This window comes from Vibrio cyclitrophicus (genome assembly GCF_024347435.1).
Lineage (GTDB): Bacteria > Pseudomonadota > Gammaproteobacteria > Enterobacterales > Vibrionaceae > Vibrio > Vibrio cyclitrophicus.
In genome coordinates this window covers 332,571-357,817 of sequence record NZ_AP025481.1, presented here as the reverse complement: position 1 = coordinate 357,817, position 25,247 = coordinate 332,571, and the positions used below count along the sequence as shown (strand labels likewise).

Annotated in this window: 21 protein-coding genes; 4 read left to right on the top strand and 17 right to left on the bottom strand. The window is 44.0% G+C overall.

Features of this window, described 5'->3' with window-relative positions; translation table 11 throughout:
* Positions 1-104: 104 nt before the first annotated feature.
* From OCW38_RS16630 to OCW38_RS16615, 4 genes are all read right to left on the bottom strand, one after another.
* Positions 105-371 carry a hypothetical protein gene (locus tag OCW38_RS16630; protein WP_010428820.1) on the bottom strand — a complete coding sequence of 89 codons (267 nt, stop codon included), beginning with the start codon at positions 369-371 and terminating at the stop codon, positions 105-107.
* A gap of 249 nt (positions 372-620) precedes the next feature.
* Positions 621-2,390 carry an ABC transporter ATP-binding protein gene (locus tag OCW38_RS16625; protein ID WP_016795853.1) on the bottom strand — a complete coding sequence of 590 codons (1,770 nt, stop codon included), beginning with the start codon at positions 2,388-2,390 and terminating at the stop codon, positions 621-623.
* Positions 2,384-4,147, bottom strand: a complete 1,764-nt coding sequence (locus OCW38_RS16620) for an ABC transporter ATP-binding protein (protein ID WP_102421095.1) — start codon at positions 4,145-4,147, stop codon at positions 2,384-2,386. Before OCW38_RS16620 ends, OCW38_RS16625 begins: the two co-directional genes overlap by 7 nt.
* Before the next feature lie 244 nt (positions 4,148-4,391).
* A complete protein-coding gene (locus tag OCW38_RS16615) occupies positions 4,392-4,910 on the bottom strand; it encodes an NUDIX hydrolase (RefSeq protein WP_010428812.1) in 519 nt (172 codons plus the stop codon).
* Between the two features lie 369 nt (positions 4,911-5,279).
* Here OCW38_RS16615 and OCW38_RS16610 point away from each other — a divergent pair, with 369 nt between their 5' ends.
* The gene (locus OCW38_RS16610; protein ID WP_016769158.1) at positions 5,280-5,540 is read left to right on the top strand and encodes a putative hemolysin; all 261 of its coding nucleotides are present in this window, start codon (positions 5,280-5,282) and stop codon (positions 5,538-5,540) included.
* Positions 5,541-5,704: 164 nt separating this feature from the next.
* Here OCW38_RS16610 and OCW38_RS16605 read toward each other — a convergent pair whose 3' ends face one another.
* On the bottom strand, positions 5,705-6,583 hold the full coding sequence (locus OCW38_RS16605) for a YdcF family protein (protein WP_010428806.1): 879 nt from the start codon (positions 6,581-6,583) through the stop codon (positions 5,705-5,707).
* A gap of 356 nt (positions 6,584-6,939) precedes the next feature.
* Between OCW38_RS16605 and OCW38_RS16600 the strand changes: the two genes are divergently transcribed.
* The 3 genes from OCW38_RS16600 (at position 6,940) to OCW38_RS16590 (ending at position 11,248) form a co-directional block, all read left to right on the top strand.
* On the top strand, positions 6,940-8,310 hold the full coding sequence (locus tag OCW38_RS16600; RefSeq protein WP_010428804.1) for an L-serine ammonia-lyase: 1,371 nt from the start codon (positions 6,940-6,942) through the stop codon (positions 8,308-8,310).
* 474 nt (positions 8,311-8,784) lie between these two features.
* Positions 8,785-10,263, top strand: a complete 1,479-nt coding sequence (locus OCW38_RS16595) for a peptide MFS transporter (protein ID WP_010428801.1) — start codon at positions 8,785-8,787, stop codon at positions 10,261-10,263.
* Positions 10,264-10,465: 202 nt separating this feature from the next.
* Positions 10,466-11,248, top strand: coding sequence for a siderophore-interacting protein (locus OCW38_RS16590; protein WP_010428798.1), 783 nt, complete (start codon positions 10,466-10,468; stop codon positions 11,246-11,248).
* Positions 11,249-11,367: 119 nt separating this feature from the next.
* Here the strand turns inward: OCW38_RS16590 and gntR are convergent, their stop codons facing one another.
* The 12 genes from gntR to OCW38_RS16530 all read right to left on the bottom strand — a co-directional run bounded on the left by gntR (position 11,368) and on the right by OCW38_RS16530 (position 25,212).
* Positions 11,368-12,369, bottom strand: a complete 1,002-nt coding sequence (gntR, locus tag OCW38_RS16585; RefSeq protein ID WP_261896307.1) for a gluconate operon transcriptional repressor GntR — start codon at positions 12,367-12,369, stop codon at positions 11,368-11,370.
* Positions 12,370-12,508: 139 nt separating this feature from the next.
* Positions 12,509-14,017 carry an NADP-dependent phosphogluconate dehydrogenase gene (gndA, locus tag OCW38_RS16580; protein ID WP_010428792.1) on the bottom strand — a complete coding sequence of 503 codons (1,509 nt, stop codon included), beginning with the start codon at positions 14,015-14,017 and terminating at the stop codon, positions 12,509-12,511.
* A 3-nt stretch (positions 14,018-14,020) separates the two neighbouring features.
* Positions 14,021-14,518: a gluconokinase gene (locus OCW38_RS16575; protein WP_010428789.1), complete on the bottom strand. Its 498-nt coding sequence runs from the start codon at positions 14,516-14,518 to the stop codon at positions 14,021-14,023.
* A 118-nt stretch (positions 14,519-14,636) separates the two neighbouring features.
* Positions 14,637-15,959, bottom strand: coding sequence for a TRAP transporter large permease (locus tag OCW38_RS16570; RefSeq protein ID WP_010428786.1), 1,323 nt, complete (start codon positions 15,957-15,959; stop codon positions 14,637-14,639).
* Complete coding sequence (locus OCW38_RS16565) at positions 15,952-16,509, bottom strand: TRAP transporter small permease subunit (RefSeq protein ID WP_016792333.1); 558 nt, start codon at positions 16,507-16,509, stop codon at positions 15,952-15,954. Before OCW38_RS16565 ends, OCW38_RS16570 begins: the two co-directional genes overlap by 8 nt.
* Positions 16,510-16,574: 65 nt before the next feature.
* The gene (locus tag OCW38_RS16560) at positions 16,575-17,591 is read right to left on the bottom strand and encodes a TRAP transporter substrate-binding protein (protein WP_016792332.1); all 1,017 of its coding nucleotides are present in this window, start codon (positions 17,589-17,591) and stop codon (positions 16,575-16,577) included.
* A 200-nt stretch (positions 17,592-17,791) separates the two neighbouring features.
* Complete coding sequence (locus tag OCW38_RS16555) at positions 17,792-18,694, bottom strand: EamA family transporter (protein ID WP_010428773.1); 903 nt, start codon at positions 18,692-18,694, stop codon at positions 17,792-17,794.
* Between the two features lie 138 nt (positions 18,695-18,832).
* On the bottom strand, positions 18,833-19,537 hold the full coding sequence (gene phnR / locus OCW38_RS16550; RefSeq protein WP_102270142.1) for a phosphonate utilization transcriptional regulator PhnR: 705 nt from the start codon (positions 19,535-19,537) through the stop codon (positions 18,833-18,835).
* A 68-nt stretch (positions 19,538-19,605) separates the two neighbouring features.
* Entirely contained in the window at positions 19,606-21,315 is a 1,710-nt protein-coding gene (locus tag OCW38_RS16545) for a putative 2-aminoethylphosphonate ABC transporter permease subunit (RefSeq protein WP_261896303.1), read from the bottom strand.
* A 20-nt stretch (positions 21,316-21,335) separates the two neighbouring features.
* On the bottom strand, positions 21,336-22,445 hold the full coding sequence (locus tag OCW38_RS16540) for a putative 2-aminoethylphosphonate ABC transporter ATP-binding protein (RefSeq protein ID WP_065612437.1): 1,110 nt from the start codon (positions 22,443-22,445) through the stop codon (positions 21,336-21,338).
* A 214-nt stretch (positions 22,446-22,659) separates the two neighbouring features.
* A complete protein-coding gene (locus OCW38_RS16535) occupies positions 22,660-24,081 on the bottom strand; it encodes an FAD-dependent oxidoreductase (protein WP_016789431.1) in 1,422 nt (473 codons plus the stop codon).
* A gap of 120 nt (positions 24,082-24,201) precedes the next feature.
* Positions 24,202-25,212, bottom strand: coding sequence for a putative 2-aminoethylphosphonate ABC transporter substrate-binding protein (locus OCW38_RS16530; RefSeq protein WP_022570983.1), 1,011 nt, complete (start codon positions 25,210-25,212; stop codon positions 24,202-24,204).
* Positions 25,213-25,247 lie beyond the last annotated feature (35 nt).

Here is a 25,247-nt window from a genome sequence, read left to right as displayed (position 1 = left end):
AAATAATCATAACGGGTGTTACTGAACTGGATAGAGTCTTTTAATTAAGCTGAATCTTATTCTTGTCATTAAGAAGAATCTTGCAGCTAAGCAGAGTCTTTCAACTAAGCAGAATCTTTTAGTAGAACGCGATCAGCATCAATAATAGTGAAGCCTGATGCGTCTTCATTCTTTTCGACTTGTACTAAACCTTTAAAACCAATTTGCGACAATTTCTTCGCAAGCTGATCTGGTGCAGTTTCGAACACAACGTTCATAAAAGGTAAAGACTCCGCGTCAACAAAGCCATGCTCGTTAAACAACTCCATTGCATGAGATAAATAGTCTGAGTCGGTTAATTCAATAATTTCTACAACTTCTTCCAACAACATTTTCGATTCCATATTCGCCAGAAAGTGACTGACACAAGCAACATTCGTCTTGCTCGCATACATCCCGATGCCCAAAGACACCCCTTTAGTAGTAGGGAAATCATAACATATTAATAGTCGTAAAATATGTTTTATTTCCCCTAAGCTATTGGGGATATTAGAAAACTATAGAAACTAGTTAAGTATAGGTGAGGCAAATCTATCCTATTAAAGTGGTGATCAGACGTCGAGCTTTCAAGCGACTGTAGCTTAAGAGTCGTTCGTTGCTACGATTGATTCCTTCAATAAACCGGCATAAACACCATTTTGTATCACCAGCTGCTGGTGATTACCTTGCTCAACGACTTGACCCTTATCTAATACTAGAATCGTGTCAGAGTGACGAACGGTGCTCAGGCGGTGGGCAATCGCAATCACGGTTTTTTCCTTGAAAAGACGCTGCATCGCTTTTTGGATAAAGTCTTCAGTAATAGAATCTACCGAGCTGGTTGCTTCATCAAGCATCATCAGTTGTCCACCTTGGGCAACTGCTCTAGCAAACGAAATCAGTTGCGTTTGACCAACAGAAAGGTTGGAGCCATTCTTTTCCAAATGGAAGTCATAACCTTGAGGGAGTTGTTCAATAAACTTATCGGCATAAACATAGCGCGCAGCCTGTTCAACATCAGTTCTAGATAGGTGCGCTTTTCCCAGTGCAATATTGAATTGGATTGATTCTTCAAACAGGTGCACATCTTGCATCATCATTGAGAACAAATGAGCGGAGTCTTCGCTTGAGATCTGTGACAGCTCAATGCCATTCAACAAAATACTGCCTTGATAGTCTTGATAGGTTTTAGAGATCAAACGCAGAATCGTTGACTTCCCAGAGCCCGTCGAACCCACCAGCGCGATTTGGTGCCCTTTCTGCAACACAAAAGAGACATTCTTTAACACGTATGGAGAGTCGTCTTTGTAACGGAAACTCACGTTCTTAAACTCAAGACTCACAAACTGTTCGAGCTGTTTTTCAACCTTGTTAGATGGCAGCAGGTTGCGCCCTTCCTCTTCTGTCGGCTCAACAAACAACTCTTCAATATGGTCAAAAGCGGCAAATGAACTCTGAATCGAAGCTATTTGGGAGGTAAAGTCTCGAATAGGTACAAACACTTTCTCTAAGGTGTTGATGAAAGCAATCAGCACACCTAAAGTCAGAGCCCCTTCAATAACTTGCTCTGAGCCATACCAGATCATGATTGCGATAGTGACTGAAGTAATACCAGAAATAAACGAGAACAAAATCGCATCGTATTTATTAATCTTTTTCTGCGCTCTCAAGAATTCATCGGTATAGCCTTGATAGCGCTTTTCGACTTGCTCTTCCGCTCGGTACATCTGAACGGTTTTCATACCAAACAAAACTTCTTGTAGAAAGCCAATACCGCGAGCCAATGTAGAACGGGTAACTTTATACAATGCTCGAAGTCGATTTCTCACATACACCGTTAAGTACATCACTGGCGGCATGATAACCAAAACTATCAATGTTAACTGCCAATCAATGAAAAACATCATCACCAACAAAGCAATGGTGTTGATACTATCTTTCACTAAACCGACAACTGATTGAACAAAAGTCTCGCCGATGGTTTCCAAGTCACTGGTTAACCTTGAAAGCGTGACACCAATCGGAGTGTTATCAAAATAGCTGCGTGGGAGTTTAAGCACGCGAGCAAACAATACTGAGCGCATGTCAGTTATCGTGTATTGCCCCGTTTTACGCAGGTTATATGAATAAGTGGTATCCACTACATAGCTAGCCACCAGCACAACAACGAGATAGAAGACATACTCGAGCAATCCATCCATATCCCCATGACTCAGTTGTACATCGATCACTTGAATGATCAGCCACGGGAACAACAAACTCGTGATGACAGAGAGAGGAAGCATTGCGATACCCAGAATCGCAGAACCTTTGTATTTCTTAGCAAACTTAAAAAAGTGCTTGAGGTACTTGAGATCAACACCTTTTAACATGCTGCTGCCTCCGTTTCATTCTGCTGTAGTTGCCATGTATCGTAATAGTAATCGCACGTTTTCAATAACGTGGCGTGGTCGCCCTTCGCGATCACTTTGCCTTCATTCAAGACGATGATTTCATCCATATATTCAAGGGCATTCACGCGGTGTGAAACCACAAGAACGGATTGATTTTCCAAACGCTTAAACAAGCCTTCTAAGATCCTACGTTCTGTTTCATAGTCGACAGCCGATAAAACGTTATCCATAATAATCAGGTCGGTTGGCTGCAATAAAGCACGAGCAATACTTAATCGCTGCTTCTGGCCACCAGACAACATGATCCCTTTTTCACCGACTAAGGTTTGATCGCCATGCTCAAAGCGAGTGACATCACTGGCTAACTGACTTAGCTCTAAAACCTCATTAACCTGACTCTTCGCTAATTCAGTATCTGAACTACCAAAACGAATATTGTCTTCAACAGTTGCGGAGAACAAATAAGGGTCTTGAGTCACAGTTTTCACGTAACGACGTAAGTCACTGCGTGAGAAGCTAGTGATATCTCTTTCGCCAAGGAAAATAGAACCTTGTGGTACATCCAAGTGGTGGTTCAAGCAGTTCACTAAGGTTGTTTTACCCGCTCCGATTCCGCCTAGCACACCTACTTTCTTACCTGCAGGAATGTCAAAGCTGATGTCATCGAGAATCAGACGTTCTTCACCTGAATAGCTGAAGTTGAGGTTGCGAATAGAGAACGTTTTTCCCTTCAGCGATTCAACGTCTAACTCAGTAAGCTTACCTTCATCAAGCTCTGGAACTTTGGCATTAAGAATGGTTTGTGCACTTTGAATGCCCACCATGCCACGTTGATAAATGGTCGCGATTCTGCCTAATTGCATCAATGGCATTGCCAACAAAACGGAGTAAGTCAGAAAGGCGGTAATCTCACCAAGGGTTAGCTCTTGTCTCATTAACATGTAGCCACCAAGCCCAAGAATGATGATTTTCATCAGGTCATTGGCGTAGTCGAGTACCGGCATAAAGAAGACTTGGATACGTGTAATTTTAAGGCGGCATTCAAGTAATAACTGATTAAGCTTTTCAGTTTCAGCTTTCACCCAAGGTGACATCTGCTGGCTCTTAATCAAGTCAATCCCAGATAGGTAACTCATTAGCTGAGCAGACAGGTTTTGCAGACGTTTCATGTGCTCTAAATGCAGTGCTTTCATGCGTTTAAAACCCACACGGAAAATCACAAAAGCGATTGAGATAGGAATAATCGAATAAAGCGTTAATTCTGGCGATATGCGCCACATGTAAAGAGGTGTCAGCGACAACGCCAGCAGCGCATTAAAGAACTGGAGGAAACCCACACCAAACAACAAGCGTATGCCACCAAGATCATTATTGATAATGGATATTAGCCGACCAGAAGCAAAACGCTCATGAAAACTATTCGGTAAACGATTTAAATTTTTGAGCAATGTACTTTTAAGTGCAGCCTCTGTAATTCGCCCTGGATTAAGCGCGTAAATACGAGACAGAATACGTACTACTACCATAGCGACCGACATGCCAACTACCATCCACACATAACTTTGAAGTTGTTGATGGCCACTGAGAGAAGCATCATCAATCAAATCTATGGCGAGTTGAATATAGCGAGGGATCTCAACTTGCAACCAGTTGACGAGAAAAATGAACACAATCGCCAAAAAGTAAGAGGTGCGATTCATGCGCAGGTAATGGGCAATAAACTGTCTTTTATTCATAGTATTCTTTGTTTAGGGCAGGCTCACAGCGAGATTTAGCGATTTAGCGATTTAGCGATTTAACCGAGCAGTTTAGCTAAATAGGGTCATCGCTGAGGTAAAGGTACATCAAAAACACATAGTTGACAATATCAACCATATTTAATAATTAGTTTTCGCTATTACATTTTAGCATCGCTAGAAACAAGTTTGCCGCCAAAAGTGGCGGCAAGTAAAAAGCTTAACAGGCTTGTATTGATAAAGGCTAAAGCATCTCTTTGGCAATCAAATGCAGCAAAAAGGTTTCACGTTCAATACTCATACCCTTTTTAGGGCTCTCGGCCATGGTCTTCTCGTTGTGAGCGATCGCTTCATGGATATTCATCCAAACCGGTTTCATCCCGTTTTTCACTTCATAATCTTCGTAAGCCGTTTCACCAAGCTCACTATCGATCTTGCATGAGTAGCAGTAAGAAATCATGTGCACTATGTCCGCATCATCTTTGTACCAAGGACGAAATTCTTCAAAAATGCCGAACGGCTTGATGCTATGGATATTCTTAGCGCCAGTCTCTTCTTCCAATTCACGAACCATACCAGCAATGACATCTTCACCTTCGTCCAAGCCACCACCAGGGATGGTGTAGTCGTGATAACGCTCTGTATAAAGCATCAGAATGTCTTCGCCATCTAACACAATGGCACGGGCAGCGTTGCGCTTATAGACCGTTTTATTGTCTAGATGATCGATATCAGGATGGATGGTTGTTTTTAGGTGTCTCATGATTCTGACTGCTTTACTGAATTTGGCGGCATCATATCATAATCATCAATAGATTCGAGGCTCACATCCCCACACAAGTACACCTGCTTTCTCCATGTTGCCTTGGTGAGTTCATGGCTCTCGATTCGCAATAACCAGCGCACACCACTAACCAGCCGAAAGTAGCTCAATAGTCACTTCACTCAAGTTAGCTTGATCAAGCACTCAAAAAGTTATTAAACATAAGGAAATATCAACCTATTTCAATATCTTGACCAAATTAGGACAACCTTTTCTGAAATCTAAAATATACTCATTTCATAGAGCTTCTAAACTGGTTCTGTAGAACTTAACGTATTCACTTTTAGATTTATCACGTAGGAGATGAACATGAAGAAAATTGGTTTGATGGCTGTATTTGCCGTTGTATTGGGCGGTTGTGCGAACGATTATGCAGAATATAGCGAAGGCCAACGTGTATCAGTGGCTAACCCTGCTGCGGTTTACTGTGTTCAACAGAATGGTGAGTTAGATACTGTCACTGAAAACGATCAACGTACAACTTACTGTGTATTCGAAGACGGTGAACGCATTGAGCAGTGGGAATACTACCGCAACCACCACGAGCAAGATTCAGAAACCCAAAGTTAATCACTGTAATACAACACATGAGCCTTTTGGCCAATGTGACGGGCGGTGATTACGTTCGCGTGATTAAAAAATCGCAGAAGAAGGCACAAAGCTTCGAGCTTACTGTCTGATTGCCTTTGCGAGTTTAAAGGCCGTTATTGGCATCACGAGAAAGAAATAATCACCTATCGCCACCAGCGATGTGTGAGATCCGATTCCGGATCTAAATAACGGTTCAATAAAGTCAGGTTAGTATCTAGCAGTGCTAGATATTCCCTGACTTTTTTTATGTCAGTATCGACAGGAGTTTGCTGGATACAGCGCTCCAATATTGGGAGTAAACTGTCCACAATTTCAAAGTGAGATGAACGCCCAACGAGTTCCTTTGCGGCTATCAGTGCTTCCAAGGACAACCTTTCAGGCTCACGCCTTACGGACTCCAAGTCTCTCTCAAATGCGCCCGCAGAGACACCTTCAAGATAGACTCGGTAGGTCGTCAGTACATCCATCAATAGAAACAATTGCCCTTGAGTACTTTGATGAGGATATGGCACCGCAACATGAGCCTCTAGCTGACGATCAATCTGCAGCTCTACCCCAAGTGCAGAACACTTCTCGACTAGAACCTTAAGCAAACCTTGCTCGTCCATCAACATCTGGATGTCAAAAATACGTTGCAAGTGATAGTCATTAGAAATGAATGTTACCCGTACACTCTGCCCACGAGTAAACAATCCACTGTCAATCATTTCTGAAGCTAGGTTTTGAATATTCTCTACTGTATTTGTCGAAAGCTGTTCTAGTAAAACTGCACTCAGCATAAACGGAACTTCACATTGACTTTCCAGATTTCGAAAATACGCGTGCATTGCATCAGCTTCGGAGATTGTCTGGCCCTTTGTCACTCCACCACAAAATGCAACCGCAGTTTGCTGATTCGACTCTTCTACCAAAAGCTCAGCAAGATATTCAACCAGAGCATCAACTCGACTGATTCCTTCATCAGTCAATTTATTCTCATTAAGTCGCTTACCCAGCACAATAAGGAGGTAATTAACGCTCATTTTATGTTCAAGTCTCGTTTTTATGATTAGATGGAGTGAATTATGTATACAATACTTATTAACAAAAGTATTTTGAAATCCTTATGGGTAGTTCGCAATCATGCTCACGATTGCAAGCATCATCATAAGTGCGCAAGAGTTAACGTGCAGCTATAAAACAAAATAGCACGATCTTGGGTTTCATCGCTCTACGCTTGTTAACACGAGCTTCAATAAAAGAGACGTTTCAAGCAAAGAACCAGTTTAATCGAAGAACTGTTTCACCCAGAGAACACGTTCACTGAAAAAAGTGAAACGAACAAAATACAAATTTTACACAGAGTTCGTTCATCGAACCGTCTTCACAGGAAGTTACTATGCTGTCTATTTTTGACATTTACAAAATCGGGGTCGGGCCTTCCAGCTCCCACACCAATGGACCAATGATCGCTGGGTTCAATTTTACCCAAAAGATTGAACCTGTACTTGGTCAAGTTACCCGTATTCAAATTGACCTATACGGCTCACTATCACTAACAGGCATCGGTCACCATACCGATCGTGCAACCCTGTTAGGTTTACTTGGTAATCGCCCTGACACCATCAAAATAACCAGCGCTAATTTAGCTATGCGTAAAGCAATTGAAGATAAATCTTTGATGGTTAGCGGTAGCCACGAAATTCATTTCGATGCAGAAAGCGATTTACTCTTCCACAAAACCAATCTTCCACTTCATGAAAATGGCATGACTATCTCTGCGTTTGACGCAAGCGGCAGTCTTCTGGAGATGGAAACATACTACTCCATTGGTGGTGGTTTCATTGCGACCGCTGATGAACTGCAACACGGAAAGCAAGAGTCGAAAACACAAGTAGAGTTCCCTTTTTCTTCTGCCGATCAGCTTCTTGAACTGTCTGACCAGAATGGACTTAGCCTCGGTGGCCTAGTCCTGAGAAATGAAATTTCTTTCCAAGGTATGGATGTAATTGATCAGAAGGCGGACCAAATTTGGAAGGTGATGTCACTGTGCATGCAACGTGGTTTTGATACAGAAGGGATACTTGATGGCGGTTTGGATGTGACGCGCCGAGCCCCTGCTCTTTTGAAAAAGCTTGAGGCGAATGCTTCGATTGAAAACGATCCAATGGAGATCATGGATTGGATCAACCTTTTTGCGTTTGCTGTGAGTGAAGAGAATGCAGCGGGTGGGCAAGTTGTGACATCCCCTACCAATGGCGCAGCTGGGGTAATCCCAGCAGTATTGATGTATTACCACCGCTTCATTAAAGAGCTAGACACTAAACAACTCAAAGATTTCTTGGCAGTATCTGGCGCAATTGGCATCTTGTACAAAACCAATGCTTCAATTTCTGGAGCTGAAGTCGGTTGTCAAGGCGAAGTCGGCGTATCTTCATCAATGGCGGCTGCAGGTTTGACAGCTTTACGCGGCGGCAGTAACGAACAGATCTGTATTGCGGCAGAAATCGCGATGGAGCACTCACTGGGCATGACATGTGACCCTATCGGCGGGCTTGTTCAAGTACCGTGTATTGAACGTAATGCTATGGGTGCAATGAAAGCCATCAACGCTTCACGTATGGCATTGAAACGCACCAGCAAGTGTCTCATCTCGTTAGACAAGGTCATCGCAACCATGTACCAAACAGGTAAAGACATGAACAAGAAATACCGTGAGACATCTTTAGGCGGCTTAGCGGTGATCCACATGGCGCCACCTTGTGAATAGTTAATTTACGGTGAGCGATAGAATAGGGTGAATAGTGGATGTAATAAACTGTTTAATACACTACAACGATTCGTCTAGATAACCTCTCACCCAGGCCGTATTATTATATAACTTAGTTATCAATACCCCGACAAAGCCAGCCGACAAGCTGGCTTTTTTAATGGCTAGAGCCCAACGGCGAATTGAAATGGATAAGTACCTAGCAACCGTTACAAGACAGTCAACGTTAATTTTCCCTTTAATAGCTGGTTATTTAACCACGAACACAAATGGCTAAACTTCACGCAACCATGCATCCACTAGCAAAATCTAATATTGCACATTTCATTCATGAAAAATATCAATGGTCTCATGAGAAAAGATATATCGAGTAAAGTTCTGTTTGGGATGCACGTTTCATTTTATGTATCGCTACTAATGATATTATAATTGGGTAATTAAACTACATATCAACACAAATGTGAGAATAAAATAATGTGGAATAGATTAAACAAATCAATGATGTTCTGCCAGATGATGTTTGGACTTTCGTTCTATGGCGTCATGGTGATCTTGACTCGTTTCTTCCTTGAAGATCTTAACTACAATGAAGCCGACACCATGATGGTTGTAGGTGCTTTCTCTGCAATTGGTCCACTATTTGCGATTGCAGGTGGCTTTATTGCTGATAAGTTTTTAGGCGCATACCGATCTTTAACCATTGCCTTTCTTGGATTCGCAAGTGGTTATGCTCTACTGGTACTCGGTGCTGCAGCGACTAATGTGCCGATGGCATTATGTGGTATTGCTTTAGCGAGTTATGCGCGTGGTTTGATGTCCCCTTCTTACCCAAGTCTTTACAAACGCACGTTCAAAACTCAAGAAGATTTCGAAAACTGCTACCCAATCAACTACTCAGTCAACAATATAGGTGCTCTGTTAGGTCAATATCTGTTCCCAATGCTAGTTCTTATTGTTGGTTTCAACGGTGGCTTCCTTCTTTCAGCTATTCTAGCGGGTGCCGCGCTTCTGATGATGATCTTTGTTCGCAAAGGCCTTGTTGAAGCCAGTGCTGAAATCGATCAAACCCCTGTAAGCACTAAAAACTGGGCTGCGTTCCTTGGTCTCTCTGCCGCTATGATTGGCTTGGTATTCTTCATGTTCTCTAACATGGATATTGGCCAAAACATCGTCTACGCAATTGGCGGTGCAGCGATCATCTACTTTGTCTCTTTGATGATAAAATCGAAGAAGTCAGATATGCTGAAAATGGGCACCATTTTAATCATCACATTCTTGACGACATGTTTCTTCGTATACTACGGACAAATGATGACTTCGATGACAATGGTAGCGATCAACACTATGCGTGGCGATCTATTCGGCTTCATCCCTGTTGCTCCAGAAGCTTCAATGGCAATGAACCCACTGTGGTGTATGGTTGCCGGCCCTATCATTACGGGCATCTTCTCTAAACTAGAAAAGAAAAACATTCACTTCTCTACTGCAACCAAAGTAGGTTTCTCTTTCATTCTGACGGCAATCGCTTTTGGTATCTTAACAATGGCAGTAACGACCGTTGGTGACGATATTCTGATTCGCCCTGAAGTATTCCTAGCTATCCATTTCTTCCTAGCATTTGGTGAAGTTATTGTTGGTTCTATGGTTGTAGCCTTCATCCTGTCTGTTGCACCTAAGCACATCGAGAACTTCTCAGTAAGCTTGTTCTCTGTTGCAATTGCACTATCAGGTATTGTTGGTGCGGTATTCTCGACCTCTATCGCTCTAGAGAAAGGTCAACAAATCACGCAAGAGATCGTACAAACGGTTTACGGCGATTACTTCCAAATGCTAACTGTTTTAGCGGTAGTGATGGTGGGCATCGCAATGGCTGCATCGTTCATTATTCGTAAGATGCTAGAAGCCGCGAAAACGGCTGAAGAAACGATTGAACTAGAGCAAGCAAACAGCTAGTTCCGCTCGCTTCAACCCTCTCTAATACATCAAGCCCTTTAGTTTTCCTAAAGGGCTTTTTTGTTGAGATTGTTACTAATATAAACGAGAGCATTCAAGTCATGTGACATCTGTGTAAATAAAGGTAAATGATAACCATTAGTATTGAGTATACTCTGAATCAGGATTATGATGTAGAAATCAAAATCTAAGAGAGCCTTATATGAGCAAGCCTAGCCCCATCACATTAACCGTTACTCAAACCTCAACAATTACACCGAATATGCAGCGTATAACGCTTAGTGGTGAGGGATTAAGTAAGTACCCAACAGAGTGTGCCGGTGGCTACATCAAGCTTTTGTTCTCGCCACTAGGCACGACTGACTTAAGCCAACTGAATGACGGTGAGCGCCCAACCATGCGCACTTACACCATTCGTCAATACAACCCTACAGAGAAGTTTATTGAGGTTGATTTCGTACGCCACATCACCACAGATCTGCAATGTGGCTTTGCCGCAAGATGGGCAATGAACGCAGAAGTAGGTGACACGGTTTCAGTGGCAGGCCCTGGATTAATTCAAGGGCTGAATCTAGAATCGGATTGGTTCTTCTTGGTAGCAGATATGACGTCGCTACCTGCGCTCTCTGCAAAAGTAAAAACGCTTCCGGAAACAGCAACTGGTCACGCTGTCATTCAAATCAATTCTGCAGCAGATAAGCAAGTACTTGAAACCCCTCGAGGCATCAATGTAACCTGGTTGATTGAAGATGAAACCTCAGAGTCACTTTCACAAACCGTGCGTAACACAGAATGGTTAGATGGTCAGGTTTCAGTATGGACAGCGTGTGAATTTGAAAGCATGCGCGAGCTAAGGCAGTACTTCCGCAACGAAAAAGAAGTCGCGAAAGAAAACATCTACATCAGCAGTTACTGGAAACGTGGCGTCACTGAAGATGGTCACAAAGTATTGAAGCAACAAGATGCTCAATCTTTAGCGGGTTGAGCCTGTTACTACATACACTTTTTGCTAGATAAATAGAAAACGCCCTTAGGAAATTCATATCGTTAAGGGCGTTTTAGTTTGAATCCGATGAAGATGAAGATCAAAGCCGAAGTGTAAAATTAAATACTCTCCCCCACTTCAATCTCATAACCGAGGTCCAACTTCGCTATCCATTCTTTATTACCTTGTAGACGCGCTACTACTTGCTCTGCAGCGACTTTACCAATCTGCTCCCTAGGTGTTACGACAGTCGCTAAACGAGGCGTCATCGCCACCGTAATGTCATGTCCGTGGAAACCTGCAATCGCCATCTGATCAGGTACTTGAATACCACGACGTACACATTCGTAAAAGGCGCCAATCGCTAAATCATCGTTAGTACAAAAGATACCATTCACTTCTGGGTGCTTTTCTAATAGTTCACCAATCAGCTTTGCGCCTAAAGTAAACGAGGACGCGTCTTCCGTTTGCAGCGTTACTGGCGTTTTATCGGCTTCTTGCATCGCATGCTCATAGTCTGCCATTTTCAATCGAGTACGTTCATCCATTCGAGCAGCCAAATAAGCTATATTGGTACGCCCTCGTTCGAGCATGGTTTTGGTCATCGCTCTAGCCGCTTCGAAGTTATCAAAGCCAACCGCTTGTTCAATTCTTGGCGACACTGAATCCATAATTTCAATCACAGGGATAGAAACAGTCTGCAGCATTTTACGCGCTCTATCGGTGTGCACGTTTTCTGAAAGGATAATCGCATCAACGTTGTAAGAAAGCAGTGAAGCAATGCTCTGCTCTTCGAGTTCAGCGCTATAGCCATAGTGAGCAATCATGGTTTGGTAGCCTGCAGGTGCGGTAACTTGCTCAATACCACGAATAACCTCAGCAAAAACTTGGTTGGTTAACGAGGGAACTAGCACACCAATCGCATTGCTTTTAGCGTTGGAGAGAATATCTGGCGCACGATTAGGGATATAACCTAGCTCGTCTACTGCATAGCTGATCTTATCTCGCAGCGCTTCTGATACTTGAGAAGAGTCTCGCAGGCAGCGACTGACGGTCATTTTAGTGACACCAACGAGGTTGGCAACATCTTGTAATGTAGGACGTTTTTTCTTATTCGACATAATTAGTAATTATTATTTTTGAGTTATGTTACTGGTAACAGTGTATCCGACTGACGTGGAATTTGAAGCCTAATTTAGTAAAATATTGATACAGCCTCATAATTACAAACGCCCTCTTGTTGAGGGCGTTATTGATTGTTTAAACGTTCACTTTGACTTCAGTTCTTGGAGACTGACTCCAAGTGACATGGAATTTTTCAGCTTCATCTCTATCGACTCGCGAATAAGTATGAGAGCCAAAATAGTCACGTTGCGCTTGCAAAAGATTTGCAGGCAACACCTCACAACGTAATGAATCGAAGTAACTCAGAGCAGAGCAGATCCCCGGCATCGGCACACCGTACAGAGCTGAGTTCGCTACCGCGATGCGCCAAGCAAGCTCGCGCTCTTCCACTTGTTTGATGAAAGCCTCATCAAACAATAGATTCGCTAGCTCAGCATTTTGTTGGTAAGCCGATGTGATGCTTTGCAGGAAAGCGGCACGAATAATACAACCCGCTCGCCAAATCTTAGCAATTTGAGTGAAATCGAGATTCCATCCCTCTTTGTCTGACGCTGTTTTCAGTAAATCAAAACCTTGCGCATAAACAGACAGTTTGGCGCAATACAAAGCATCATGAAGTTCAGAGACAACCTCTGTTTTATCCAACTGACTCGCATCCGCAATATTACCTTTCAAGAGTTTGCTTCCCTGCACTCGTTGCGACTTTTGACCGCTCATTGCACGCGCATAAACCGCCTGTGCAATCGTTGGAGTCGGACACCCTTCTTGAAGGCTGTTAACTGCTGTCCACAATCCCGTGCCTTTCTGTCCCGCTTTATCAAGCACAACATCAACAAATGGCTTACCCGTTACAACATCTTCTTGTTGAAGGATGTCGGCACTAATCTCCATCAGATAGCTGTTCAGCACACCGTTGTTCCATTGCTCAAAGACTTGTCCAATCTCTTGAGCTGGCATATCAAGCACACCACGCATGAACTGGTACACTTCGCAAATAAGCTGCATATCGGCATATTCAATACCGTTGTGTACCATTTTTACATAGTGCCCAGTGCCAGAAGGACCAACATACGCCGCGCACGCTTCACCCGCTTTAAACTGAGCAACCGGTAGCCCATTAGCATCCACTTTTGCAGCAATCGCTTCCCACATCGGTTTCACATATTGCCAAGCCGATTGGTCGCCACTCGCCATTAGCGCAGGGCCAACACGAGCGCCTTCTTCACCACCAGAAACGGCGGTGCTAAAGAAACGAAGCTTGCCTTTGTAGTTCACTTCGCGTGCTTCGGTATCTGTCCAAAGGCTGTTACCCGTATCGATAACAATGTCGTCATTTTCTAGGCCAGCATCAAGCAAGCTATTCAAGACGATATCGACAGGGTTTCCAGCAGGAACCGACAACGCAATAACACGCGGTTTTGCTAAGCCCTGCAGCACATGTTCAAGGCTAGTGCCTTTTGTGAACCGCCCTTTACCTTCAAACGTCTCATTGAGTTGCTTAGCTTCCACACAAGCGCGATCAATGTTGTCGATGTTTAGATCGAAGCCCGCAACATTAAAGCCGTTATCCAATAGGTTGAGCGCAAGGCTTTTGCCCATCACTCCTAAACCAATCATCGCGATGTCATTTTTTATCTGAGTCATGGTTTAGCCTATCTGCTTAATTTGTTTGAGTGCACTTTCTACGACTTGCTCAACATCTTGCGATATATCGACAAATAACGCTTCATCTAGTTCAGGTTCAACCAAGGTTGCGAATTGGCTTTTCAACATTTCTTGACCATTAAAGTAATGGTTTTCACGAGCTTTATGGCGATTCCAAATCGTATCGAAACTGCCTTGAAGATACACAATCACTAAATCTTCATTGTTCTCTCGCAGAATTTCGCGGTATTGAGGTTTCAGTGCAGAGCATGCAATCACAGCACTCGGTTGTTCGATATATTGCTTATTCAGTGTTTCTAGCCATCCTTGACGATCTTCGTCTGTCAGTGGAATACCTTGACGCATCTTTTCTACATTGCTTTGGGGATGGAAGTCATCCCCATCAAAAAACTGAAGCGTTAATGCTTCTGCGATACGGCTACCAATCAGGCTCTTTCCGCATCCAGATACGCCCATCACGAGTATTTTTTTGCTTTTCATAAGGCAAGCCTTCCCTAGGCCCCAACCAAAACAGGGGCTGACAATCGAATCTAATAGTTAAACTTGTGTTGCCGTTGATAGGTTCCTGAACATTAAACTCGCTCAGGAACCTTCGCTGTTATTGCCACCAAAGCGCGAGCTGAGGGAAGATAATAACCAGTGCCAGAACCAATACTTGAAGTGCAATGAACGGCAGTAGTGAAGAGAAAATCTCACCTAAGCTGATGTCTTTTGGTGCTACTGATTTCAAGTAGAATGCCGCAGGACCAAACGGCGGTGACAAGAACGACACCTGCATGTTTAGACAGAACACAACGCCGAACCATACTGGGTCAAAACCAAGGCCAGTGATTATTGGAACGAAGATTGGCATAGTCAGTAGTGCCACACCTACCCAGTCAAGGAACATACCTAGTACCAGCAAGATAGCCATCATGATTAGCAATGTTACTGTCGCGTTGCCGCCACTGAGTGCAAGGATGGTTTCTTCAACAAAATCAATACCACCCATCAGGTTGTAGATACCAACCAATGCACTTGCACCGATACCAATCCACATAATCATGCCGCAGGTACGCATAGTTGCGATGGCACTCTCTTTCAACATACTGAAGTTCAGTTCACCACGGATCAGCGCACTGATCATGATGCCGACTACACCCAATGCAGACGCTTCTGTTACTGAAGCGATGCCTGTGTAGATACTGCCCAAAACCGTTGCGACAGAAAGCAGTGGGAAGAACAGAGCTTTGAAGTAGCTTGGCTGATTGGCGATGTCTTCTTCTGTCTCATCATCGCTTGGAATTGGCGCAAGAGAAGGATTCAGCTTACAGCGAATCAATACATAACCGATGTAACAGCCCGCAAGGATAAACGCTGGTAAGAAAGACGCTTTAAACAGGTCGCCAATCGATACGCTGGCTGTCATACCGTAGATGATCAATACGATACTTGGCGGAAGCATAGTTCCAAGTGCGCCACCCGCACAGGTTGTACCGATAGCAAGCTTACGGTCGTAACCTAAACGAAGCATTTGTGGCAGTGCGAGAATACCCAGTAGTACCGTTTCACCACCTATAACGCCCGACATCGAAGCCAATAGAACCGCGACTAATAAGGTTTGTACTGCCACACCACCACGAACTTTACGACCGACAGATTTCATTGCATCAAACAGATCTCGTGCGATGCCCGAGCGGTCTAACAAAGCGGCCATCAATACGAACATTGGAACCGCGAGGAAAACATAACCAGAAGCAAAGCTGTAGGTACGGCTCGCAATCAAAGGTAAAGCATCAGGACCGAACCAACATAGAGTGAAGAAAATCGCGACAAAGCCTGTTACGAAGGCCAGCTGCATACCAGTCAGTAGCAAGCCAATCATCATAACCAACATGAGCAAACTGCCCCATGCGATACCAATAGAAGATAAATCAAACATCGTCATTCTTCCTTAGACCCATCAACTCTTGGATTAGGTGCAATACAAACTGGACAACAAGAACACACAAAACGACAAAGATCAGGCCTTTCAACAATGCAGGATAAGGCGCGTTTAACACTGAACCAGATGTCTCAAGACGGAATTCACCCCAAGGTGCAAACCACGCTTCTTCCGCAGTGAAGTAAGCGGCGTAAGCGAGCATGCCTGCAAAGGCCAAACCAACAATGTGGTGAACAAGATTAAGATATTTACGTGCTTGGTTAGACACTGAATCGTAGATAAGAACCACACGCACGTGTTTATTCGCAGCAAACGCGTAGATACCACCAATAATGAATAAAGAACCACCGATGAAAGAAGCTGTTTCATGTACCCATGTGGTCGGGGCATCGAATGCGTAACGCATCACAACTTCATAAAATGAAATCAATACAGTAAAGATAAAAAACCAGCTCACGAGATTACTGAACTTTATAACAAAACGATCGAGCGCATTTCTTGGTTGCTCGTCGTTTTCAGCTGGGGAATGGGGAGTTTTGTCTGTCATGGGGCAAATTTCCTGGGAAATAACGGGAGAGCAACGCCCTCCCCCTTCAATAAGCTAAGTTTAAATTACAGCAAGCCGTTTTCTTCTAGGAACGTAGTTACTGAAGTGTAAACTTTTTGTGCGTTGTCAGAACGCTCTGCAAATACTTTCCATTGGCCTTTTGCGATTTCACGGAACTTTTTACGCTCTTCTTGAGACCAGTCGTGGATAGTGATTTCTGGGTTCGCTTGAGCTTCTTTCAGCGCAGCTTGGTCAGCCATTTTCAGCTGAGTTGTCATGTCGTAAGAGAAGTCACGAACGGATGTTTGCAGAATCGTTTGTAGGTCAGCAGGCATCTTGTCCCATTTCTTCTGAGAAACAGAGATATCGATAAGCGGCAGTGAGTGAAAGCCCGGTTGAACTGGGTGTGTTGCAATGTCGTTCATACCCGCTTTTTGGTTGGTAGAGAATACCGTGTAGTCCGCGGCATCAATTACTCCTTTGCTCAGGCCAGTAAATACTTCAGAACCCGGCAGGTTTACTGGAGTCGCACCCGCGGCTGCAAACACTTGTTGTACTAGGCCTTCAGGTGCACGTAATTTAAGACCTTTAAGATCCGCGACACCATCAATTGGTTTTTTGGAGATGAAAGACTCAACACCCGTTGTAGATGCTCCGACGAACTGAACCCCGTAAGGCTTGTACAGTTCAGTCATTAGCTCGTTACCGCCGCCGTAGTTCATGTACTGAAGCAGTTGCGTTGTGTCCGACCATGCACCAACCATGTTACCAATTAGGCCGAATGCTGGATCTTTACCAGAGAAGTAACCTGTTGCTGTGATGTGACCATCTAGGATGCCCATTTTGATCGCGCCTAGCGTTTCTGTGTGCTTAACCACAGCGCCTACAGGCAGAAGATCGATATCAATACGTCCGTTAGACATCGTCTCTACGCGCTCAGCCCACTTCTGCTGAACTTTGAAGTTCAAGTCACCAGAAGGATCTGAAGATTGAATTTTAAGTTTAAAGTCTGCAGCCATTGCTGAAGTAGCAAATAGACCAGTGAGGGAGGCAGCAATCAGCGTTTTAGTCAGAGCTTTCATTTGGGTATCCTTATGAGTTTCACAGAGTCCGGTTTGTAATTATATGTTACCGGTAACGTTGAGGTGGATGTTACCGGTAACTTTACAGCCTTGTCTATGAGAAGGATCACATCTTTAACATTAGTAAAACGTTTGCTATCAATAAGAAAAATGCGACTGAAAAGTCACATTATAGGTTGGAGGTAGGATTTAATTTCTTTTTAAGTCAGTGAGATAACTAAACCTGCAATGATAAAAACAACGCCTACACCGCGTGTAACGTGCCACTTTTCCTTTAAAAAGTAGATCCCCATCACTACGCCGAAGATGATGCTTACTTGCCTAAGTGCCACAACCAAGCTGACGTTCTCAGTCATGGTCATCGCAAACAACACCAAACCATAAGTCGAAGCCATCATGATGCCGGCCACTGTGGCTTTCTTTCGCAGTATCCAAGCATTAGTAAACTCGATTCTTTGGTTGGTTACGAATAACCAAACACTCAGCGGAATCACAATCGCCCAAAACTGAATGCCTAGGTAGAAAATCGCAGTGTGTTTGTTAGTAACGGTGGGTGTGCTTAGAGGCTCTAATAATAGAAGCGCCTCTTTATCAATGATGGAATAGCCCGTGGTACCAATAGCGGCAATTAACGCCCACAACACGCCGAGGTTGAGATACGCTTTTAACCTAAGATCTGAAAACTGCTTAAGTGGTACAAACAAGCAGCCTAAGGTTATTAAAGTGAACCCAATCCATTGATTCGCCGACAATTCATAGCCGATCAACACCGTGCCTAAACCTACCATCAACACAGGCAGTGCTCGTGCCATTGGGTAAATCACACCGATATCAGCCTGTTTATAGGCCGCGCCTAACCCAATCAAATAGATGATTTGACAGATCCCACTCAAGAAAACCAGTTGCCAGAATGGAAGTGAGATATTTGATAGCCCTACACTGTGAACATACCAAATCAAATATGGCGTCAATATCGCTGCGGCGGCAAAGCCAGAGGCTAAGAAGAATGACGAACCCGATCCTTGATTAGATTTACCTAGAACGTTCCAACCCGCATGAAGCAAAGCCGAAATGATCACGATGACAATGGCAGAGAATTCCATTTCATTCCTAAATTATTGATGAATAAGCGCAACGGCTGACAACGGATGATAAAAAAGGCCTCCGAGTAAGAGACCTTTGATCGTTTCAATTAGGCGATCGTGCATAATTGCAGATATGCCAGCATTCTAACGTATAAACTAGCGCTCTAGCTGTGCTATCGACTCAATGCTGATCGCGTCATGACGCCAATATTCAATATCGCAGTCAATCAAATCACCGTCTTGGTTGTAGTTAACACGCTCAACCACCATCGCTGGAGACCCAGAAGTCGCACGCAGAGCTTGCGCGGTTTCGCCAAGCAAAGACGTTGTGCTCACTCGGTAACGGATCTTCTGATATACCACACCAAAGTGCTCACGGTAGATGTCAGTCAACGATTTAGACAAGTCATAATCCAGCAAGTTAGGGAACAACTCTGGTCGAATGTAGTTGGTCACATACACAACGGGCCTGTCTTCAAGATAACGAACTCTGTCTACTCGATAAACATCCGAAAAAGGTTGCAGCTCAAGAAGCCTAGTTGCTTCCTTGGTTGCTAACATGCCTTTCGCTGCCACTAATTCTGTTTTCGGCTTACGATTCTGCGACAAAGCCATATTAGTGAAGTTCAGTGTTTGTGTTGGGTCGTAACGCAGTGGAGCTGGCGATATAAACCAACCACGGCGGTCTTCTCGATAAATACGCCCCTCAACTTCAAGTGAAGACAGCGCTTCACGTAACGTAACACGTGTGGTATCGAACGATTCAGCCAGTTTACGCTCAGCAGGCAGTTTCTGTCGCGGCGTTAACATCCCCGACTCTATCTGCTCTACGATGACATCTTTGATTTTTACGTACTGCACTTCATTTCCTTTTATTCTTGTTCTTGTCGTCAGCCACTCCTTGGCCAACTGCAATATAAAATGGTTTGCTAGCGTTTACGCCAAGCTTGGGTGCGCTTCTCGAATAACTTGTTGATTAGCATATGAATCAACTTCGCACTCGCTGCCGATATCATGATCATGACTGCCATAGCCGCTGCTGCACCGGTTTGTCCCGCATCGTCCATATTCAGAACTGAAACTGACGCAGGTATCGTATCGGTAGAATACAAGAATACTACCGCAGATGTTGTGGTAAGTGCATTAATAAACAGGTATGTCGCAATATCTAAAATCGCAGGCAGACAAACAGGCACCGTCACCTTAAAGAACAACTTGTATTGCGGTAGGTTAACTGAGGCCGCGGTTGCTTCAATCTCCTCAGGCAGCTGTTTTAATGCGGTTAATGCCGTCATGTGCCCCACCGTGTAATAGTGAACCACGGTGTTGATCACCAAGAACGCCATCGTGCCATACAAGAAGTTGAGTGGGTTGCTCAAATCATTGAAGTAGAAGATATAACCCAAACCCAGAACCATACCCGGAACGACCATCGGCACCACACTGAGCATCTGCATTGCTTGACGAACAAGGCCGAATGCGCGGCCTTTCTCAATACAGTATGCCCCTAGGAAAATCAGAACCGTACCGATAATAGCAGTCCAAGCGCCGAGGGTTAATGAATTGAAAAATGGCGTCCAACCATAAGTACTCATCTCTGCGAAGTTATAATTATTTAGCGTTAGCGTTTTATTCCAAGGCCAGAAGGTGACCATAGATCCGTATATCGCCATGCCCAACACGATAACCACGGCAGCAGAGATGATGGTGCAATAGAGGAAACATAAGCCATCACGTAGAGAGCTAGGTTCAGGTTGGTACGCAACAGAACGAGTATCAAACAAGCTCTTTTGTTTCTTTTGAACCCAGCGATCAACGGAAAACGCAAGCAACGCAGGCAATAGCAGCAAGATACTGGTTACCGCTCCCATAGAGAAGTTCTGTTGACCAACCACCTGCTTAAAGATGTCAGTCGATAGAACGTTATAACTGCCACCAATCACCTTTGGCACACCAAAGTCACAAACCACCAGCGTAAATACAACAATCAGAGTGCTGATCAAACCATACTTTGCCGCCGGTAGCGTCACCATGAAAAAGGTTTTTAATGATGAAGTATTGAGTGCTCGTGCCGCCTCATACAGACGAGCATCAGAGGTTCTCAATGAAGTAGTTAAAATCATTAGGGCGTGTGGAAACGTCCAGAATATTAAGCCCAGCGAGATACCAATCAAGCCGTACACCGAGTTCCCCCCTAAGACTTCTTTAGCGATACCTTGGTTGCCAAATAAGAAGATCAAACTGATCGCAGGAAGCAACGACGGAGCTAGAATCGGCGCTGATCCCAACACCTGAAAAAGCCCCTTAAAAGGCATACATGAACGAGTCAATGCATAGGCATAACCAAACGCTAATACACCCACAACAACCGTTACTAGCAGACCCAAAGTAAAAGTGTTCCCTACAGATTGCCAAAGGCTTTGAGAAGCAAAATACGTTGCGAAATTTTGTAATCCTACAAAATCACCGTCTGCGTTCTGAACACTCTTTTTCAACATTGCCCACAGTGGCATCAGAATAAATAGCGTCATGACCACAGACAAAAAAGCTAGAAGCCCGAATAGGATTACGTTGTCTTTACTTAACCGAGCAAGGAAAGGCGTTACTCGTCGTTGAATTAGCAGCTTAGATTGCATCATTTGAGTCGATTCCATGATAGTTACGCCGCCTCGTCTTTCATCACTTGCAGGCTTTCAGATGGGTAAGCTCTAAGGCCTTCTTCATCAAACGCTACGTAACGAATATCGCTGCGACGCAGTTTCAATCGATTAAACTCTTTAACTGATACATCAACGATGATCTCTTTCGCCGTTGAGTCATGTTGCAATTGACACTCAACACGATAAAACGCCCCTAAGAATTCGCTGGATACGATTCTCACGGGTAATGACTCACTAAAACGATCAACAAATTGGATTTGCTCTGGACGAACGGCAATATCAAAAACATCACCTAGATTTGGCGTGAGATTATCTAAGCGAGGTAATGGTAGCATTGACTCTGCAATGCGTATCTTGCCTTGAGCCGCAACAGAAGCTTGAATGAAGTTCATGCTGCCAACAAACTCAGCAACAAAACGACTGACAGGTTTTTGGTAGATCTCTTGTGGAGCACCGACCTGCTCGATAACGCCATGATTCATCACGACAATACGGTCGGCCATCGTTAGGGCTTCATCTTGGTCGTGCGTCACCATAATAGTGGTGATACCCAGCTTACGTTGCAGTCGGCAGATCTCATCACGCAGGTGTGTTCTTACCTTCGCATCCAACGCAGAAAGCGGCTCATCAAGTAATAACAAACCTGGAGACAACGCCAATGCGCGAGACAGAGCAACACGCTGCTGTTGTCCACCAGACAGTTGATTCGGATATTTTTGGCCAGACGTCGGTAAACCAATCGTTTCTAACCAAGACTCTACTGTTTCCAGAGCTTCTTTGGTCGATATCCCTTGATTCTTCAGACCAATCGCAATGTTTTCTTCCACTGTGAGATTGGGAAACAAAGCATAAGATTGAAACACGATACCAAAGTCGCGCTTTTCTGGTGGCAAGAAGGTCGTATCATTACCGTTCTGCTCAATAGAACCAGAGGTCGGTAAATCTAGACCTGCAATCGCACGTAATAAGGTGGTTTTTCCACAGCCAGATGGGCCAAGGAAGCAGACGAACTCGCCTTTATCTATTGATAAGGAAATGTCTTTTAACGCTGTAAATTGGCCAAATTGCTTTACAACGTTTTCAATATTCAAATAAGTTTGGTTGCTCATACTACAGCACTCTCCATATGGTATATACCAAATTTAAACTGAGAATATTGCAGTTGAGTGACAAATTTATAGTAGCTAAATGACAGTTATATTGCAGATATAATAAGCATTAAAGGTTGCTATTTATTCAGAATTAACAGTTCGTTCAACGTTAAAAGCTCTCAGTGACTTGCCCATAAATCACTGAGAGCCTAAATGTAAACGCTAGATTAGTTTACGATTCAACCTTGTCGGCTTTACCTGCCGCACCCGCGAGCTTTGCCAATTGCTTATCTAGCCATAATGGCGTGTTACCAGAATCTTCCACGTTCTCTTTTCTTCGAACAGCATCTCTAACCATCATAGCCCCAACCCAACGAAATGGCTCTGGAGGGAAGTAGCCTCGTGGACCGCTAGTTAAACCACTACGTGTCCATTCGTTATCATCTCCTAACACCAATGAAGACAAAATTTTCCCTCCCATACGAGTTTGAGCAACACCATTACCTGAGTAACCGAGCCCATAATAAATGTTGTTTTGGCCTTTTAGGTTACCGAAAAATGGCAATCCGGTGACGGAACGATCTGAACCACCCGACCAGTTGTAATCGAATTCACTTTGCTCAAGTTTAGGGAACAATTTTTGGAAGGATTGATTGAGAATCGGCAGATAATTGGTGGTTTGGTTGAACATGCTTTCGACTTTATTCGCAAATGAGAATTTATTGCCGCCTTTGCCCAACATGAGTCGTCCATCTTGGGTGTCTCGGTAGTAATGAACAAAGATTCGAGAATCCACCACTGCAGCTCCTTTTTCGGGGCCAAACTGCTTGAGTTTTTCCGGGATTGGCTTGGTTACAACCATATCTGACGAGACAACCACAATACTGCGTTTGAACTCTTTGAAATGATCGAGCATCCACGCGTTGAGCGCCAAAATAACTTTATCGGCAAAGATAGATCCGCCCTTAGTTTGGATCCGAGCCAGAGAGCCATAATCGAGCGAAGTCATCTCTGTGTTTTCATGAATTTCGACACCTAGATCAATAGCCACTCGGCGTAAGCCTCGAGCCAATAAAGCGGGTTGCACACTGCCTGCAGCTTCTGAGTAATAACCCTCAATGTGGCGTTCAGATCCCGCTTTATCAGCCAAAGAATTATCGCACTTCTTCCAACTATTGATACCCTGCTTGATCAACTCATTAACGACAGGTTCCATTCCACCTTTTTGCGCATCATTGGTTGCCGTGTAGTAAGTTCCGCTGCGATATAGATGCGCGTCAATCTTGTGTTCGTTACAGAAGGCTTCGATCTCGTATATAACCTTTTCCGATTCCTTAACCAACCATTTCGCTTGTTCTTTTCCGTAGAGCTTTTTCAGCGTCGGATACTTAGTCGACCACGTCAACATGCAACCGCCGTTCGCTCCAGAAGCACCGCTACCACATAGGTCTTTTTCAATCACCACAACATGCTTTTCGGGTTGCTGTTGTTTGATTAAAATCGCCGTCCATAAACCCGTATAGCCACCGCCAACAATAGCGATATCACAGTTGACGTCTTTTTTCAGTGGCTTCGCGGATTCTAGCCCCGCGTTAATATTGCCAAACTCTTGTTCCAACGCTTGCTTGAACCAATATGAGTAGTGCTTTGTCATTTGTTGTACCTTACTTAAAATCTAAAGGCGTAAAACTAAAAAAGGAAGACCGAAGCCTTCCTTTACTGATTTCTAACTTCTAATGAACTCAATAGTTAATTAACTGAATAGGTCATCAGATTAAGATTTAGGCTCTGATTTAGCGTCAAACTTCTCAGACCATGTTTTCAATACGTCTGTACGCTCGCTGCCCATGCGTGCAAAGTCCATTTTTGCCATGTTCTTTTCTACGTTAGGGAAGTTTTCAATTGTTGCTGTCACATCTTGGTGACCAACAACTGGGTACATTTCGATGTAAAGCTCGTTTGCGGCTTTAGAGATAGACCAATCAACAACGCGCTGCGCCGCATCAGAAGCCTTAACAAGACCTACCGCTTCAGATTCCCAGCCGATACCTTCAGGCGTAATCACAGAAAGTGGCGCACCTTGAGTTTTCAGCTTAGCGCCACGGCTCGCCATAGAAATACCGATAGCCACTTCACCCATGCCCGCTTGAACACATGGCTTCGAACCTGAGTGCGTGTAGTGAGCAATATTTTGATCTAGCTTCTGCATGTAGTTCCAACCTTGGTCTTCACCCATGTTTTGTAGCCAAGCCGAAACCTGCATGTAACCCGTACCAGAAGAGGCTGGATTTGGCATAGCAATGTGGCCTTTGTAGATAGGTTTCGTTAGGTCATCCCAAGACTTAGGTGCCGGTAGGTTCAATTGCTTAGCAACTATTTCGTTAAAGCAAACTGCATTGAAGAATGCATCATTACCATACCAAGCTTGAGTAGATTGTGGGTCGTTAAGGTTTGCACGCAACGCTTCTACACCTTGAGGTGTGTAAGGCTTGAGAATGCCCTCTTCTTTAAGCAAAGCCATAGAAGAACCCGCAAGACCCCATACTACTTCTGCACGAGGGTTGTTTTTCTCAGCCAATAATTTCGCCGTCATGATCCCGGTAGAATCACGCACCCATTTGATGTTGATGTCTGGGTTTTCACTTTCAAATGCGTTTTTGTACTTCGCTAAAATGTCAGTTTCAAAAGCGGTGTAAACCGTCACTTCCTGTGCTGCATAAGCATTACCAGCTAATAGAGTAACTAATGCTGCAAGTGATCCTTTCATAAAACGGTTTTTCATCATTTTCTCCAGTCAGGCCCAACTCTAAAGTGAGCAGT